Origin of the sequence: Bacillus sp. 2CMS4F, from assembly GCF_023161785.1 — a bacterium.
Taxonomy (GTDB): Bacteria; Bacillota; Bacilli; order Bacillales; family Bacillaceae; genus Bacillus; species Bacillus halotolerans.
Window position 1 is genome coordinate 83,099 of sequence record NZ_JALNTO010000002.1, and the last position, 16,812, is coordinate 99,910.

A 16,812-nucleotide genomic window follows, 5' to 3' on the forward strand; every position below is an offset into this window, starting at 1 on the left:
CCATTGAAAAGCATCGTCATTTGCGGATTAAGCAGCAGAGCCCTCAGCATGTTTATCAAACCGCTGCTCAAACAGTTTTCATCCATTTATGAAATTACGGGATTGCTGGATGCCGATTCGAAACGATTCGCCGTCTGCAAAGAGGCATTTCCGGAGCTTGCACAAGTACCGGAGTATAAAGAAGAAGATTTTGACCATATGATGAGCGTTTCGAAGCCAGACATTGTGATTGTGACGGGAAGGGATGACACCCATATCACCTATATATTGAGAAGCCTTCAGTGGGATACGGATGTCATAACGGAAAAACCGATGGTGACGACGGTGCAGGATGCAAAGCGGGTGCTTGAGGCAGAAGCGAAAAGCAAAGGGAAGGTTACTGTCGCGTTTAATTACCGCTACAGTCCGTATCATCGGAAAATCAAAGAAATGATTTTAGAAGGAAAAATAGGAAGGGTCACGTCTGTTGATTTGAATTGGTATATTGATACCTATCACGGCGCCAGCTATTTTAAACGCTGGAACCGATCCAGGCAATTTTCCGGCGGCCTTTCTGTCCATAAATCCACACATCATTTCGATCTGGTGAATTGGTGGCTCGGCCAAAACCCGGCGGAGGTATTTGCTTACGGCGAGTTGAATTACTACGGGCCGGACAGTGAGTGGAATCCGCTGCCGGAAGAAGACGGGCGTTTTTGCGGCACATGCCGGGTCAAAGAGAAATGCCATTACTATGCGAGATGGCACCCCCGTGCCTCTAAAGCTTCAGTAAAGGATGATCATCTTAAGGCGGATGCAGACCAGTCAAGCTTATATACCGCATATCGCCCTGACGCATGCATTTTTGACGAGGAGATCAACATTGAGGATACGTATGTGGCGGCTGTCAAATATGACGGCGGTGCGCTTTTAAGCTACTCGATCACATTTTCCGCTCCGTACGAAGGCTACCGCCTTACGATAAACGGCACAAAAGGACGCATTGAATCAAATGAATTCCATGAGCCTTCCAGAATTCCGTTTGCTTTTCCCGAGCAGACGATTGAGTATTATCCGCTTTTTGAATCGAAGCAGACCATTCAAGTCGTCAAAAACGAGGGAGGACACGGCGGAGGTGATCCGCTTTTGCTTGCTGATCTATTTATAGGCAAAGATCCGCTGCGCCAGTATGACATTTTGGCCGGAGCCGAAGCCGGAGCCTATTCTATCGCGGTCGGTGAGGGAATATGGCGTTCCGTTGTTGAAAAAAAACCAATTGATATTAAACAGCTTTTTCATATGCAAAATGTATAAAAGCGAAGAGGAGGGGCTTTCGTGGAACATGACGGATCAATGGCACGGGTGCTGCGTTTTTGCGAGTGGATCATGAGGTTTGCGTATACCAATTTGCTTTGGCTGCTTTTTACGATCATCGGTCTCGGAGTGTTCGGTGTCATGCCCGCGACTGCCGCTTTATTCGCTGTTATGCGAAAATGGATTCAGGATCAGGATCACGTTCCGGTGCTGCCGACCTTTTGGCGGGAATACAAAGCTGAATTTCTCCGTTCCAATCTGATCGGTGCTGTACTGGTGTTAATCGGTTTGATCATTTATATCGATTTGGCCTTTATTTACCCGAGCCACTTCTTATTGCATATCCTGCGCTTTGCTATTATGATATTTGGCTTTCTGTTTGTATCAATGCTTTTTTATGTGTTTCCGCTGCTCGTCCACTTTGATTGGAAAAAGCGCCTGTATTTTAAGTTTTCCCTCTTGCTGAGTGTGGCGTACTTACAATATACCCTCGTCATGCTTGCGCTGACGGTCGCGCTCTTTTTCCTGCTGGCTTATCTGCCGGGAATTGTTCCTTTTTTCAGCGTCAGTCTCATCAGCTACTGCCACATGAGGATCGCTTATGCCGTCCTGGTGAAGCTGGAGCAGCAGGACCATGAACCGGCAAAGAAACATCCTACACCAGAAGCTTTTTATCCGGAGACGAGGTAAACATTTTCTCTATCATATATTGATTCCAAACGGAATAGATTGATAGAGAAAGGAGAGCGGATAAATGCTGAAGGTGGCAGTGTTTGATGAAGAGCATGAAAAAGATTTGCAAACGGAGATCAATTCATTTTTAAAAGGAATATCGGAAGAGCAGCTGGTTGATATCAAATATACGGTTTCAGCGGCGTGTGACCCTGAAGGCGAGCAGCTCTACTGTTTTTCCGCACTCATTCTATATCGAAAATAAAAAAAGATCTTCCCGCGGACTGCGGAAAGATCTTTTTTTATGGTTAAGCCTTTTTCACTCTTGGGCTTCTCGGTTTCTGGAATTTCTCTGCTGCTCTGATTTCTCTTCGTTCTCTTGCCAATGCTTTATAAAGAGAAGCAATCATGAGCAGGATAACAATTGAAAATGGCAGTGCCGCCAGAATCGCTGTGTTTTGCAAAGCGGCAAGTCCGCCGGAATACAAGAGCGCAGCTGCCATAGCAGACTGAATGATACCCCAGCTGAATTTGACTGAGTTAGCCGGGTTTAATGAACCGTATGTCGTCTGCATACCAAGGACAAATGTCGCTGAATCAGCTGATGTGATAAAGAACACGGCGATCAGGATCAATGCCAGGATAGACGTGATCATCGTCAGCGGATAGTGATCAAGTGTTCCGAACAGCATCGTTTCGGAAGACAGCTTCGCCACATTAAAGATACCTTTTTGCTGAAGGTCCATTGCGGAAACACCGAAAATGGAGAACCATAGGAAAGCCAAAATACACGGTGTCACCAGGACGCCGATCAAAAATTCACGGATTGTCCGGCCTCGGGATACACGGGCGATGAAAATGCCGACAAATGGAGACCAGGAAATCCACCATGCCCAATAGAAAATCGTCCAGCTGTTGATCCATTCACGTTTGCCTGGATCGTTCGGCGCCAGTCTGAAGCTCATTTGAACAATGTTTTGAATATACTGCCCAATTGAATCTGTAAATGAGTTCATGATCAAAACGGTAGGTCCGACAACCAGCATAAACAGCATCAGCAATCCGGCTAGCACCATATTGGTGTTGCTTAAATATTTAATGCCTTTTCCGAGTCCGCTCCAAGCCGATAGTAAAAAGAGCACTGTTACAATGACAATCAAAATCAATTGAACGATAAAATGATTCGGAATTCCGAATAGGTAGTTCAATCCGCCGTTAATTTGAGTTGCGCCGATCCCCAGACTCGTTGCAACGCCGACAACTGTTGCAAAAACAGCAATACAGTCAATCAGTTTACCGATCGGGCCGTTTACTTTATCGCCAAGAATCGGAGTCAGTGTGCTGCTGATTAATCCAGGCGCGTCTTTGCGGAATTGAAAATATGCGATACATAATGCCACGACGGCATAAATGGCCCAAGCGTGCAGTCCCCAGTGGAAAAACGTGTACCGGAGCGCATCTCTGAAGGCTTGGGGGGTTTCTGTTTCACCTGATGGAGAGCTAATTGCGTAATGGCTGATCGGTTCAGCCGCACCATAGAATACTAAGCCGATTCCCATGCCTGCACTGAACAGCATGGCAAACCAAGATAATAACCCGAATTCCGGTTTTTCATCCGGTTTCCCCAGTTTAATTTTCCCGATCGGGCTGACAATTAAAAAGAGACAGAACCCGACAAACAAAGAGACAACTAATAGATAATACCAACCAAATGAATCTGTTATAAACGATTGTGCCGATTGAGACACGTTTTGCAGGCTGTCAGGAGAAATAACGCCCCACAAAACGGCTGCGGCTGTGATGACAATCACAATCCAAAATACACTAGATATATTCTTCAAACATTCTCACCCTCTGACTTTTTTGTGTACGCCTATATCTTCCTCGCAGGCTTAGTATGGTCGTACGATGGCAGATCATTCCTTCCTGTAAATTACCCCGCAATCAGGTGAAACAAAACAAATCTCAGCCTAACATTTTTGCGGGGAATTTTCAAATGCCCGGCATGCTGTAAGAGTTTGAAAAGTCTAATGTTTACGTACGGGAAAAGCGTCCGGCATTCAGTCCGGCGAGTCTGCCTGTGACGAGCGCAGATGTGATATTGTATCCGCCTGTATAACCATGAATATCTAAGATTTCGCCGCAAAAATACAGGCCGTCCATTTTTTTAGACGCCATCTTTTTCGGGTCAATCTCCTTCACCGATACACCGCCTCCTGTGACAAACGCTTTGTCTAGAGACAGCGTGCCGTTTGCGAGAACGGTAAATTGCTTGCAGTCTTTGACAAATTGTCTGAAAGGCTCCTTCGGCAGCTCAGAAAATGATACGTTCGGTGAAATGCCGTTTTTTTCAAGCAGGAAAAGAAGGTAGCGCTCCTGCATCCAAGGCTTCAGCACATTTTTTAACGCTTTTTTCGGTGCATCTTTCAGCTCCTTGTACATCTTTTGGAATAGCGTTTCTTCATTGATATCCGGAAACAAATCAATTCTGACGGGCACTTCCGGCTGTTTTTTCAGCTCTTTCACGATAAACTGGCTGCACCTGAGTATGGCGGGGCCTGAGAGGCCGAAATGAGTAAACAGCATGTCCATCTTATGTGTGATAATGACTTTGCCTTTTTTGTTTAATACACTGACGGCGACACCTCTGAGCGATAAACCCTGCAGTGTTTTTTTCTTAATAAACGGCTCGGCAGATGTGACGGGCACCTCTGTCGGGAATAGCTCTGTTATAGTGTGGCCTGCGGCTTCGGCCCATTCATAGCCATCACCCGTGCTGCCGGTATGGGGAACGCTTTTTCCGCCAACCGCGATAATGACTGCCTGACTATGAATCACTTCGCCATTATTCGTCACAATGCCTGCTGTATGTCCATCTTCATATGTAACAGATTTGATTTTTTCGTTCGTTCTGATCGTCACACGCAGCTGTTTCAGCCTGTTTAAGAGCGCGTCGACAACACTTTGCGCTTTGTCTGTCACCGGAAACATCCGGCCGTGATCCTCTTCCTTCAATTTGATCCCGAGATTTTCAAAAAACTTGATAATATCTTCGTTATTAAATTCAGAAAACGCACTGTATAAAAAACGGCCGTTGCCGGGGATGTGCTTAATAATTTCTTCGACAGGAAGGCGGTTTGTCACATTGCAGCGGCCGCCTCCGGATATGGCAAGTTTACGGCCTAACTTATTTCCTTTATCTATTAACAAAACATCAGCACCCTGTTCTCCGGCTGCAATGGCAGCCATCAGACCTGAAGGGCCTCCGCCGATTACAATTACGTCATACTGCTTCATCTTTATCATCAACTTTCTTTTTACATTTCGTGTGCAGAACGCTGTCCGCAGTACTATTATAGCGAAAGACAGGTTCTGCTTAAACGTATTTTGCCGTAAACTTGCATTGTTCCTGAGATTGCTTTTGTATTTATTACCGTCTATATGCCCAGTTGTGTTAAAATAGAAAAGTTGAATCTTCGTAGAAAATGGTGATGAAGAAACATGTCAAGCAAACTGTTAAGAGGCACGTTTGTGTTAACGCTCGGTACATATATTTCACGGATACTGGGAATGGTTTATTTAATTCCTTTCAGCATCATGGTCGGAGCGACAGGCGGTGCGTTATTTCAATACGGATACAATCAATACACTTTATTTTTGAACATTGCCACAATGGGCTTTCCAGCCGCCGTTTCTAAATTTGTTTCCAAATATAATTCCAAAGGGGATTATGAAACAAGCAGAAAAATGCTGAAGGCGGGCATGTCGGTTATGCTTGTAACGGGAATGATTGCCTTTTTCATACTATATTTATCTGCTCCGTTTTTTGCGGAAATATCGCTTGGGGGCAAAGATAATAACGGTTTGACGATTGATCATGTCGTATATGTCATCCGCATGGTCAGCTTAGCGCTTTTAGTCGTGCCGATTATGAGTCTTGTGCGCGGATTTTTCCAAGGTCACCAAATGATGGGGCCGACGGCTGTCTCACAAGTTGTTGAGCAGATTGTCCGCATCATCTTTTTATTGAGTGCGACCTTCTTGATTTTGAAAGTCTTAAACGGCGGCCTTGTGATCGCTGTCGGTTATGCAACCTTTGCAGCGCTGATCGGTGCCTTCGGCGGGCTGATCGTATTGTATATTTATTGGAACAAACGAAAAGGCAATCTGCTGGCGATGATGCCTAATACGGGGCCGACAGCAGATTTAAGCTATAAGAAAATGTTTTTCGAGCTCTTCAGCTATGCCGCTCCCTACGTGTTTGTCGGACTAGCCATCCCTTTGTATAACTATATTGATACAAATACGTTTAACAAAGCCATGATTGAAGCGGGGCATCAAGCTATCAGTCAGGACATGATGGCCATTCTGACACTTTACGTGCAGAAGCTCGTGATGATCCCGGTTTCTCTTGCGACGGCATTCGGACTGACCTTAATCCCGACGATCACAGAATCGTTTACAAGCAGAAACTACAAGCTGTTAAATCAGCAGATCAACCAGTCGATGCAGACGATCCTGTTTTTAATTATTCCGGCTGTTGTCGGTATATCGGTATTAGCAGGCCCTGTGTATACGTTCTTTTACGGATCAGAGAGCCTTCATCCTGAATTGGGGAAAGACATCCTGTTTTGGTATTCGCCAGTTGCGATCTTGTTCTCTTTGTTTACTGTCAACGCCGCCATATTGCAGGGCATCAATAAGCAAAAATTTGCGGTTGCCAGTCTTGTGATCGGTGTCGTGATCAAACTTGTGCTGAATGTCCCGCTGATTAAGCTGATGCAGGCTGACGGCGCTATTTTAGCTACGGCACTCGGGTATACAGCTTCACTTATATACGGATTTATCATGATCAAACGGCATGCCGGCTATTCGTATAAAATATTAGTGAAACGGAGCGTTCTGATGCTGCTCTTGTCAGCAGTGATGGCGATAGCCGTTAAAATCGTCCAGTGGGTGTTAAGCTTTTTCATCTCCTACGAGGATGGCCAGCTGCATGCTGCGATCGTCGTGCTGATTGCTGCTGTGGTCGGCGGAGCTGTCTACCTGTATTGCGCTTATCGTTTAGGGTTTTTACAGAAAATATTCGGCCGCCGTTTACCGGGGTTCTTAAAGAAAGGCAGACATGCCGCTGATTAACAGAATATGTTGAAACAGAGGGCTCGCTTGATGCGGGCTTTCTTTTATAGGAAGGAGAGATTGGCATGAGACTAGATAAGCTGCTTGCCAACAGCGGGTATGGTTCGAGAAAAGAGGTTAAATCGATTGTGAAAGCGGGAGCCGTCATGGTCGACGGAAAGCCGGCAAAAGATGTCAAGGCGCACGTAGACCCTGATGCGCAGGAGGTGACCGTTTATGGCGAGCCGATTGATTACCGCGAGTTTATTTATATCATGATGAATAAACCGCAGGGCGTGCTGTCAGCGACTGAGGACAGCCGGCAAAAGACAGTGGTCGATTTGCTGACGCCGGATGAACTTAGATTCGAGCCGTTTCCTGCCGGCCGGCTTGATAAGGATACAGAAGGATTTCTGCTGCTGACAAATGACGGTCAGCTCGCTCACCGGCTGCTATCGCCGAAAAAGCATGTTCCGAAAACGTATGAGGTCCACTTAAAATCGCAAATTTCGCCAGAAGACATCACCAGCTTAGAGACTGGGGTATTTATTGAAGGCGGCTACAAAACAAAGCCGGCACAAGCAGAAATAAAGGCAAACGATAAAGGGCATACCGTGATATACCTGACGATAACAGAAGGGAAATATCATCAAGTCAAACAGATGGCAAATGCTGTCGGCAATGAAGTCATTTATCTGAAGCGGCTCTCAATGGGACGCGTATCCTTGGATCCTGCTCTGGAGCCGGGAGAATACCGTGAGCTTACAGAAGAAGAACTTGAAAGGCTGAACGAGCCGCAAGCATGAAAAAATCCCGCATCACACATGCGGGATTTTTTATTATATATAAGCACACAAAAACAAGGCTAAGAACGTTCCTCGCCCTGTATCTATCAGGCCGCTCACAGGGCGGCCCTATGTAATTTTTAATGTTATGAGGTAATCTTTACTTTCTTTCTCGTTGTCTCCCATTTGCCACGGCTTGGACTATGAACAAGATCATTATATGCTAACACATTTAAGTCTCTTTGAATCGTTCTAGGTGTAATGCCGAATTCGTCAACCAGTTCCTGTGTTGTCACAAGGCCTTTCTCTTGAATAAACATGTAAACTGATTTGATTCGAGTTAGCATACGGTTTGTTGAAGGTTTCAAAAAACCACTCCCTATCATAAGATCGGATGGACTTGACTAACCACAACTCACGACTATCAACTGCGTACGAAATAGCAACTAAGGCAGACATCTGTAATATTTAAATAATTCGCCTTCATTATACACGATTTCGCCGCAGTGAATCTAGGAATAAGTATGATAAATTTTTTCCAATTTGAGTTTGGCCGCCATCCTTGTTGGATTACTATGTATTTCAGCACAATATTATTATGGATAAAGAAACTTTTTTTATTCCGTTTCGTATGTGATTAAGGGGGTGAGTGAGATTGAGAATGTTGTTGGAAGCATCAATAGAGCAAGCAGGGTATACAAACCGAAAAAAAGTGCTCACCGATGTTTTATTGGAAGTCAGAGAAGGGGAGCTTGTCGGGTTGATTGGAGCGAACGGCGCTGGAAAAAGTACAGCCATCAAGGCGATACTCGGCCTCTCGCAAGACTTTAAAGGGACTATCACTTGGAATGATTGCTTGTTTGCTTATATTCCGGAGCACCCGTCCTTTTATGAGGAATTAACGCTGTGGGAGCATCTCGATCTGATCAGCACTTTGCACGGCATTGATCAGAGTGAATTCGAATATCGGGCCCAAAGTCTTCTTGAAACATTTTCGCTTGATCATGTCATGCATGAGCTGCCGGTGACGTTTTCGAAGGGCATGCAGCAAAAGCTGATGCTGATTCAGGCTTTTCTTTCTAAGCCTGATATGTATGTGATTGATGAACCGTTTATCGGCCTTGACCCGATATCGACAAAACGCTTTGTGGACATGCTGAAGGCTGAGAAAGATAGAGGAGCCGGCATTCTTATGTGCACACACGTACTTGATACCGCGGAAAAAATCTGCGACCGGTTTTACATGATTGATAAAGGTTCTTTGTTTCTTCAGGGAACTTTAAAAGATATTCAAGAGCAGACAGGGTTAGACGGGCAGTCATTGCTTGACTGTTTTTATACGGCGATTCAAGGAGAAAAGGCATGAACGGGCGGTCTCTCTTTTTTCGAAGGTGGATGGATTTTTACCGATATCAGTTTAAGGTGCTGCATGCTGTCATTGATTGGACGGTTGCGCTCTACATTGTCCTGCCGGCGCTTGCTTTTGTGATTTATCAGTATGTGGAGTGGACAAACGGAAGCGGCCTTCTTTACGAGTGGTCTGAGAGAGTCGAATGGAGATGGTTATACGCTGTCGGTATACTGATTGTTTGCACAGGCTCCATCCATACTTTTTTACTGGAAGCGGACCAGGTGTTTTTGCTGCAAAAGAAAGCGATCATTCGCCAGATGAAACAATACGCATTGGTGTATTCTATATTGTTCACGTTCGCCAAATGGCTGTTGCTCTTTTTTCTTTTTCTTCCCTTTATCATTGATTCTGTTCGCGTCACTATTCCAGAAAGCGCTGCTCTATTGATCTATGCATTCGGTCTTCATACGCTCTTTTTATCCTTGAAGCAGGACAGGGTCAGAAAACCAAGATCTATTTGGAGACAGATTGCAGACTTTTTTCTCAAGGCTGTGCTTTTGGCGTGTTCTTTTCTCATGATTACCTTTACCGAGTGGCACTTGCTCTCGCTTGCCGGTGTTTTGTTTTTTATTTTTGCTTTCATACGCAGTTTGAAAAAGACGGCTTCATTATCGGCTTTTGAGGCAGAGGTGCTTGAGGAGAAAAAAATCAGGCTCACTCTTGCAGGTCTTGTAATGATGACGAGCCAGGATGTGAGAATGCCGAGAGTAAAGGACAGGATGAGGAGAAAACCACTATTATTCCGGAATTCTAAAAGGATATTTAAGAAACGGACAATGTATACAATTTATAAAGAATTGTTTTTTAAAGTCATGCTGAGGAATGGGGAGTATGCGAGGCATCTGTATATGCTTTTGTCGGCTTTTACGGTTTTAACAGTCGTTTCCCCGATCGTTCTTAAGGTGATTGCGCTGCTGGTTTATACAGGTGTTTGCCGTTATGTGCTTTCGCTTATTTTTGACAAAGTGATGGATGCGCCGATCTTAATTGGGGCTGATAAGGAAAGTGATGAATATTACCGGGCCAGAAAAAGCAGTGTGAACACGCTGCACTATGCTTGTGTTGCCTGCTGCTTTTTGGCGGCTGCTATCTCTTTTTTGGTGAAATAAAAACCCAAACGGATGCCGTTTGGGTTTTCTGTATGTTATAGAATAAATAGCTGGATGAAAAACAGAACGGCAAATACGAGGACGAGAGGATGAATGTCTCTCCATTTTCCCCGTGCTGCTTTCACAATCGGATACGAAATAAAGCCAAGCGCAATTCCTGTGGAAATGCTTGATGTAAGAGGCATGGTCAGAACAACGAGAAATGCCGGAAATGCCTCGTCCATCTCCTTCCAGTTAATATTCGACACCGAGCCCATCATCAGGCTGCCGACAATAATCAAAGCCGGAGAAGTGATGGCGGATATGCCGGATAAGGCGCTGACAAGCGGACTGAAAAACATCGAAGCTGCAAACAATACCGCGACAGTTAAAGACGTAAGACCTGTTCTTCCCCCGGCTGCGACGCCAGCTGAAGACTCGACAAACGCGGTTGTCGGACTTGTTCCGAAAACAGCACCGACTGTGGTCGCCGTTGAATCAGCAAGCAGTGCTTTTCGCGCGTTCGGGAGCTTGTTGTTTTTCATCAATCCGGCTTGCTCGGCCACACCGATCATCGTACCGGTCGTATCAAAAATCGTGACCAGCAGAAATGAAAAGACGACAGCGTACAGGCCGTGATGGATCACATCGCCAAAAGCGGAGAACGGATTTGAAATAATCAATCCCTCAGGCAAATGCGGAAAAGACATAAAGCCTTTAGGAAAATGCAGCTGGCCGGTAAAAAACGCGATCAAAGCGGTAGCTGCCATTCCGATAAATAACGCTCCGCTTACATTCAGCACCATCAGGATCACACTGATCAATAAGCCGATCAGCGTTAAGATAACCGCTGGCGAATGAAGGTTGCCGAGTGTGACCAGATTTGACTTATCAGCCGTAATAATTCCCGCCTGCCGTAAACCGATAAACGCAATAAAAAGCCCGATCCCTGTGGTGATCCCGTATTTTAAATTGTTTGGAATCGCTTCTATCAGTTGTTTTCTTAAAGGCGTTAACGATAGAATAATGAAGAGAACCCCTGCTGTGAATACTGCGCTGAAAGCTGTTGCGTACGTGATGCCGCCGCCGCTTGCGCCTACAACGTGATAGGCTAAGTAAGCGTTTAAGCCCATGCCGGGCGCAATGGCAATCGGATAATTTGCAGCCAGGGCCATCCACAGCGTTCCAACAATGGAGGCGATAATTGTTGCGGTAAAGACCTGGTCAAAAGGAACTCCGGCATTCGCTAAAATGACCGGATTCACCACTACAATATAGACCATTGTGAAAAAGGTCGTCAATCCAGCTATGATTTCTTGTTTAATCGATGTTTGCTGCTCTTTTAGATGAAACATAGTAACCTCCAATTACGAACGTTTTAACAAAACACCATTAATATTATTCGTTTTATTTAGTTTTTGCAAGTGATTTATTGCAGAAAGGGGATCATTATGAACTGGGAAGTCGAAGTGATCAGAAAAAAAGATGATTTGATTCGCGATACGCAGGAATTCTTGAGAATCAACAGTGTAATGGACGAAACAACAGCCGGGCCCGGCAAACCATTCGGAGAAGGGGTAAATGCCAGCTTGACCTCTTTGCTTGAGCTTGGAGAAAAAGAAGGATTTTCCGTAAAGAATCTTGACGGGTTCGCCGGTCATATCGAATGGGGCGAGGGTGAAGATATTGTCGGCGTTCTTTGCCATGTTGATGTTGTACCGCCCGGAGACGGCTGGACAAGTGATCCGTTTTCAGCGGACATCCGAAACGGGCGGATTTATGCAAGGGGCGCCATTGACGACAAAGGTCCGACGATGGCGGCGTTCTACGCGCTGAAAATCGTCAAAGACATGAATCTGCCGCTTTCTAAACGTGTCAGAATCATTATCGGAACAGATGAAGAAAGTGATTGGAGATGTGTGGAGCATTATTTCAAGCACGAAGAAATGCCGACTCTCGGTTTTGCGCCAGATGCTGATTTCCCGATTATTAACGCGGAAAAAGGAATTATTGATGCTTCACTGCTCATCCCGCACCGCGCAAACGAAGCCACTTCAGAAACAGTTCTTGCCTCGTTTACATCAGGCCTCCGCTTAAACATGGTGCCAGACGCTGCGGAAGCCGTTCTCAAAGGATCAAATATAGAAGAGGTTCTTGCCTCATTTAAAGACATGCTCCGCGCAACAGATCAAAAAGGTGAAGCTGAGATTGAGAATGGGCAGCTGATCTTGCGCATGCACGGACTTTCCTGCCATGCGATGGAACCGAACAATGGAGTGAATGCCGGCATCAAACTGGCAGAATTTTTGCGCCAGACTAAGCTGGGTGAAGCCGGACAGCGTTTTGTTCAAGTCGTGACAGACAAATTCTCAGATGATACGAGAGGAAAGAAACTGAATATTGACTGTGAGGATGACATTAGCGGAGAGCTGACATTAAATGTCGGAACACTGCGCTATACAGAAGGGCAAGGAGGCGAGCTCGGAATCAATATCCGCTATCCGGTAACGGCGGAAAGCAAAATGATCCGCGATGCGTTTGAAAGCGCCGCTGAATTTGAGCTTGGAGAATTTAAAGACAGCAAGCCGCATCATGTATCAGCAGACCATCCGCTAGTCAAAACACTGCAAAAGGTATATGAAGGCCAATTGGGCAAAAAAGCTGATTTAATTTCAATCGGCGGGGGAACGTACGCAAGATCATTGAAAGCCGGCGTCGCATTCGGTCCGCTGTTCCCCGGACGTCCCGACAGTGCGCACCAAAAAGACGAGTATATTGAAATTGATGATCTCCTCAGAGCGACTGCTTTATATGCGCAGGCCATCTACGAACTTGCAAAATAAAAGGACCGGCTTCTACTGAAGCCAGTCCTTTTTTTACACAAATGACCATAAATCAGTTGATAAATAGCGTTCTCCGGTATCAGCTGTCATACAGACAACGACTTGATCAGGAGAGAGACGTTTGGCTGCTTCAATCGCTGCGAAGCAGGCAGCGCCTGAAGAAGGCCCGACGAGAATTCCTTCCTCTGCAGCAAGGCGTCTGGTTGTCGTATAAGCATCCTCATCAGTGATTTTGATAATTTCATCATATACATCTTGATTTAAAACTGGAGGAATGAAACCTGGGCTTGTTCCAACCAGCTTATGCGCACCCGGTTTTCCGCCTGATAATACCGGAGACCCTGCAGGCTCAACAACATGAACCAAAATATCCGGGAAAAGTTCTTTTAGCGCTTCACCGGTGCCTGTAATGGTCCCGCCAGTACCGGAAGAAGCTACAAAAGCGCCTAGCGGTTTTCCGATTTCTTTTATTGCCCGGGCAATTTCAAGAGCAGTTGTTTTTCGATGCGCGTCAGGATTTGCGGTATTATCAAATTGCATCGGAATGAAGCTGTTCGGAATTTGTTCGGCGAGCTCTTTTGCTTTTTTAATGCTGCCCGGCATTCTTTCCGATCCGGGAGTTAACACAACCTCTGCACCATAGGCTTTGAGGAGGTTGATCCGCTCCTTCGTCATTGTATCCGGCATGACTAAAATCGCTTTATAGCCGCGGGCCGCCGCATTCATGGCGAGTCCGATTCCGGTATTTCCGCTGGTCGGCTCAATGATAACTGAGCCAGGCTTGAGTAAGCCGTTTTGTTCTGCTTCTATGATCATATTGTAAGCGGCTCTGTCTTTCACACTGCCGCTTGGATTGAAAAATTCAAGTTTTAAATAGACTTGTGCTGCGTTTTCCGGCTGAAGCCGATTCAATCTCACAAGCGGTGTATCTCCTATAAGATCAGAAGTGTTTTCAACGATTTTCAACATTGTCATTCCTTTCTGAATAAAACAAGTGTCATATAATATCCTAACATAATAAACGTTTGCGCGAGAGTGTTTTCATATGCGGTTCCTCTATTCGCGCAGCCTCTTTATTGATAAAATAATAGCAGTTAAAGAAGGGAGTGTCAGACGGATGTCAGATATCCGGCCTCATTATTTCATCGGCGTGCCCATTCCGCCGGAAATTGCAAATCCGATTTACCAGGCTGCGAAAAGCGAGCCGGCGCTCACGTTTCAGAAATGGGTGCACCCGCTTGACTACCATATCACGTTAATTTTTCTCGGTGCGGCGGATGAAGCGCAAATCAAGCAGCTTGAAGGCTCGCTTGCCGAGATAGCTGCAGATGTCAATCCGTTTACAATTGAGTTTGACAAAATAGATGTGTTCGGAGACCTTAGGCAGCCGCGCGTGTTACATTTGGAGCCGAAGAAGAATACGGCGCTCGAAACACTGCGGGAGTATACAAAACAAGCTGTTCTTCAAGCAGGCTTTAAAGTGGAAAAGAGAGCGTATCATCCCCATATGACGCTGGCAAGAAAATGGACAGGCCAAAAGGGATTTCCAGCGCATGTCCCGTTTAAAAGCGGTGAGGTTTCAACGGCTATTGAACGATTTTCACTTTTTCAGACACACTTAAATCAATCACCAAAATATGAGGAAAAATACAAATTTCATTTAACTTAATTCATGCGGAGTGGAGAAACAAAATGGCACAAATCATCAAAATACATGATTATATATCGAGATATGAACTTGATCCGTACCATTATATGAATCAGTTTATACGGCTGAAAAAAGAGCGCTGGCTTTCACTATTAGAAGCAGCGGAGCGCCAGCATGAAGAAAGACAAGCCAGTGCTGAACAGCCGGAACCGGTGCAGAAACGAAAAAAATTTTCATTGAAAAGAAGAAAAGAAGAGATAGAAGCCGATATACAAGAAGAGAGACACCAATGGTTTGAGGAAGAAGACGATCTGAACGTAAGGCTGCCGAAGAGCAGGATGGCGCTTGCTTCCTTTTATAAAAGACATTTATATGAATTTCAGCTCAAATGGGCAAGCTCTACTCTTTCCGAGATGTCAAATCTGTCAAACCAGGTGAAGCAGGACCGCCTTTTGCGTTTTCTGGCCCAGCAGCTTCCTGATTCTTATTTTATTATGTATAAGCCTGTGCTCAAAATTCAGCAGGCGGCAGTAGAATTAAGCATAGTGATCATTTCACCTCTTGACATTTTTTGCGTTTCTTTTATAGAGGCAGAGGAAGACAGTGTGTACATAGGATCTAAACATCGTTTTTGGGAGAAGAAAACAGGCTCTCAGACTGAATCGGTATTAAATCCGGCGTTGAGTCTGTTTCGGACGGGATCTGTTGTGTCGAAGATCGTAAAGGAAAAAGGCGCTGATATTCCAGTCTCGAAATTACTCCTGAGCAGAACGTCATACATCGATTACCCCGAGCCGCCGTACGGTCTGGAAATAGTGGACAAACGGGGCTTGGCGGATTGGATGGAGAGGCAGAAGAAAAACACTGCTCCGATAAAACATCATCAATTAAAGGCTGCAAAGGCTTTGTTGTCTTATTGCCTGTCAGACTCCTATCGCAGACAAGAGTGGCTGGAGTAAAGCAGAACGATTTGAGCGGTTTTCTCATAACATAAGCAGGTGAGAAAGATGAGCCAATGGTTTTTTATTATTAATCCGGCAGCAGGGCATCGAAAAGGCCTGCGTGTTTGGAAGTCGATACAAAAGGAATTACTGAAACGAAAGATTGAGCACCGCTCATTTTTAACTGAACATCCGGGACACGCCGAGGTTCTCGCCCGGCAGATTTCAACGATTCAGGAACATAAGCTGAAACGCCTGATCGTTATCGGCGGAGACGGAACGATGCACGAAGTCGTCAACGGGCTGAAAGATGTTGACGATATCGAACTGAGTTTTGTGCCGGCTGGCGCGTTCAATGATTTTTCCAGAGGATTCTCCATTAAGAAAATAGATCTGATTCAGGAAATCAGACAGCTGAAGCGTCCGTTAACGCGAACGTTTCATTTAGGAAGCATTAATTTGCTTCAGGATAAATCGCAGGTTCTTTATTTTTTGAATCATATCGGAATCGGCTTTGACGCATACGTCAATAAGAAGGCGATGGAATTTCCATTAAAACGGGCGATCCATTTTCTGCGCCTCCGCTACCTTGTCTATCCGCTTTCCCATTTGTACGCGTCGGCTACCTTTAAGCCGTTTTCGTTGGCTTGTACAATTGAAGGAGAGACACAGGAATTTCATCATGTCTGGTTTGCGGTCGTCTCCAATCATCCGTTTTACGGAGGCGGCATGAAGGCGGCCCCGCTTGCGAATCCGCGCGAACAGGCATTTGATATCATCATTGTTGAGAATCTGCCGTTTTTGAAAAAGTATTGGTTTTTATGCTTGATGACATTTGGAAAACACACCAAAATGGACGGCGTGACGATGTTTAAAGCGAAAGACATTACGTTTTACACGAAGGACAAAATTCCGTTCCATGCTGACGGAGAAATCATGGGCACAACCCCATTCCGTCTGGCATCGAGTCCCTCACCCTTACGGATCAAAACATAAACGTTTTTGGAGGAGAG

16 protein-coding genes are annotated in these 16,812 nt (G+C 45.4%); 11 read left to right on the plus strand and 5 right to left on the minus strand.

Annotated elements, in window-relative coordinates; genetic code table 11:
- Positions 1-3 precede the first annotated feature (3 nt).
- The 3 genes from MTN95_RS03720 (at position 4) to MTN95_RS03730 (ending at position 2,230) form a co-directional block, all read left to right on the plus strand.
- Positions 4-1,293 carry a Gfo/Idh/MocA family protein gene (locus MTN95_RS03720; RefSeq protein ID WP_248336993.1) on the plus strand — a complete coding sequence of 430 codons (1,290 nt, stop codon included), beginning with the start codon at positions 4-6 and terminating at the stop codon, positions 1,291-1,293.
- 21 nt (positions 1,294-1,314) lie between these two features.
- Entirely contained in the window at positions 1,315-1,983 is a 669-nt protein-coding gene (locus MTN95_RS03725) for a YesL family protein (RefSeq protein WP_105953364.1), read from the plus strand.
- Between the two features lie 64 nt (positions 1,984-2,047).
- Complete coding sequence (locus MTN95_RS03730; RefSeq protein WP_003325003.1) at positions 2,048-2,230, plus strand: sporulation protein Cse60; 183 nt, start codon at positions 2,048-2,050, stop codon at positions 2,228-2,230.
- A 43-nt stretch (positions 2,231-2,273) separates the two neighbouring features.
- On the opposite strand, the gene opuD is transcribed toward MTN95_RS03730, so the two are convergent.
- Both opuD and MTN95_RS03740 read right to left on the minus strand, forming a co-directional pair.
- Positions 2,274-3,806 carry a glycine betaine transporter OpuD gene (opuD, locus tag MTN95_RS03735; RefSeq protein WP_248336994.1) on the minus strand — a complete coding sequence of 511 codons (1,533 nt, stop codon included), beginning with the start codon at positions 3,804-3,806 and terminating at the stop codon, positions 2,274-2,276.
- 193 nt (positions 3,807-3,999) lie between these two features.
- Positions 4,000-5,262, minus strand: a complete 1,263-nt coding sequence (locus tag MTN95_RS03740) for a BaiN/RdsA family NAD(P)/FAD-dependent oxidoreductase (protein WP_248336996.1) — start codon at positions 5,260-5,262, stop codon at positions 4,000-4,002.
- 204 nt (positions 5,263-5,466) lie between these two features.
- Between MTN95_RS03740 and murJ the strand changes: the two genes are divergently transcribed.
- Together murJ and MTN95_RS03750 are read left to right on the plus strand one after the other, a co-directional pair.
- Positions 5,467-7,104, plus strand: coding sequence for a lipid II flippase MurJ (gene murJ, locus MTN95_RS03745; RefSeq protein ID WP_105953367.1), 1,638 nt, complete (start codon positions 5,467-5,469; stop codon positions 7,102-7,104).
- Between the two features lie 65 nt (positions 7,105-7,169).
- A complete protein-coding gene (locus MTN95_RS03750) occupies positions 7,170-7,889 on the plus strand; it encodes a pseudouridine synthase (RefSeq protein ID WP_069487047.1) in 720 nt (239 codons plus the stop codon).
- A gap of 125 nt (positions 7,890-8,014) precedes the next feature.
- Here the strand turns inward: MTN95_RS03750 and MTN95_RS03755 are convergent, their stop codons facing one another.
- Entirely contained in the window at positions 8,015-8,236 is a 222-nt protein-coding gene (locus MTN95_RS03755; RefSeq protein ID WP_003152337.1) for a DeoR family transcriptional regulator, read from the minus strand.
- 287 nt (positions 8,237-8,523) lie between these two features.
- Between MTN95_RS03755 and MTN95_RS03760 the strand changes: the two genes are divergently transcribed.
- On the plus strand, positions 8,524-9,234 hold the full coding sequence (locus tag MTN95_RS03760; protein ID WP_248336998.1) for an ABC transporter ATP-binding protein: 711 nt from the start codon (positions 8,524-8,526) through the stop codon (positions 9,232-9,234).
- Positions 9,231-10,388, plus strand: coding sequence for an ABC transporter permease (locus tag MTN95_RS03765; protein WP_248337000.1), 1,158 nt, complete (start codon positions 9,231-9,233; stop codon positions 10,386-10,388). Before MTN95_RS03760 ends, MTN95_RS03765 begins: the two co-directional genes overlap by 4 nt.
- Before the next feature lie 35 nt (positions 10,389-10,423).
- Here MTN95_RS03765 and pbuO read toward each other — a convergent pair whose 3' ends face one another.
- On the minus strand, positions 10,424-11,722 hold the full coding sequence (gene pbuO, locus MTN95_RS03770; protein ID WP_095714540.1) for a hypoxanthine/guanine permease PbuO: 1,299 nt from the start codon (positions 11,720-11,722) through the stop codon (positions 10,424-10,426).
- Positions 11,723-11,818: 96 nt separating this feature from the next.
- Between pbuO and pepV the strand changes: the two genes are divergently transcribed.
- A complete protein-coding gene (gene pepV, locus MTN95_RS03775; RefSeq protein WP_248337002.1) occupies positions 11,819-13,210 on the plus strand; it encodes a dipeptidase PepV in 1,392 nt (463 codons plus the stop codon).
- A gap of 33 nt (positions 13,211-13,243) precedes the next feature.
- On the opposite strand, the gene cysK is transcribed toward pepV, so the two are convergent.
- Positions 13,244-14,179 carry a cysteine synthase A gene (gene cysK, locus MTN95_RS03780; RefSeq protein ID WP_029441392.1) on the minus strand — a complete coding sequence of 312 codons (936 nt, stop codon included), beginning with the start codon at positions 14,177-14,179 and terminating at the stop codon, positions 13,244-13,246.
- A gap of 148 nt (positions 14,180-14,327) precedes the next feature.
- Here cysK and thpR point away from each other — a divergent pair, with 148 nt between their 5' ends.
- The 3 genes from thpR to MTN95_RS03795 are packed head-to-tail and all read left to right on the plus strand — an operon-like array spanning position 14,328 to position 16,795.
- The gene (thpR, locus tag MTN95_RS03785) at positions 14,328-14,879 is read left to right on the plus strand and encodes an RNA 2',3'-cyclic phosphodiesterase (protein ID WP_248337005.1); all 552 of its coding nucleotides are present in this window, start codon (positions 14,328-14,330) and stop codon (positions 14,877-14,879) included.
- Positions 14,880-14,902: 23 nt separating this feature from the next.
- Positions 14,903-15,817, plus strand: coding sequence for a hypothetical protein (locus MTN95_RS03790; RefSeq protein WP_105953375.1), 915 nt, complete (start codon positions 14,903-14,905; stop codon positions 15,815-15,817).
- A 48-nt stretch (positions 15,818-15,865) separates the two neighbouring features.
- Positions 15,866-16,795 carry a YegS/Rv2252/BmrU family lipid kinase gene (locus MTN95_RS03795; protein ID WP_202852618.1) on the plus strand — a complete coding sequence of 310 codons (930 nt, stop codon included), beginning with the start codon at positions 15,866-15,868 and terminating at the stop codon, positions 16,793-16,795.
- Positions 16,796-16,812: the final 17 nt, after the last annotated feature.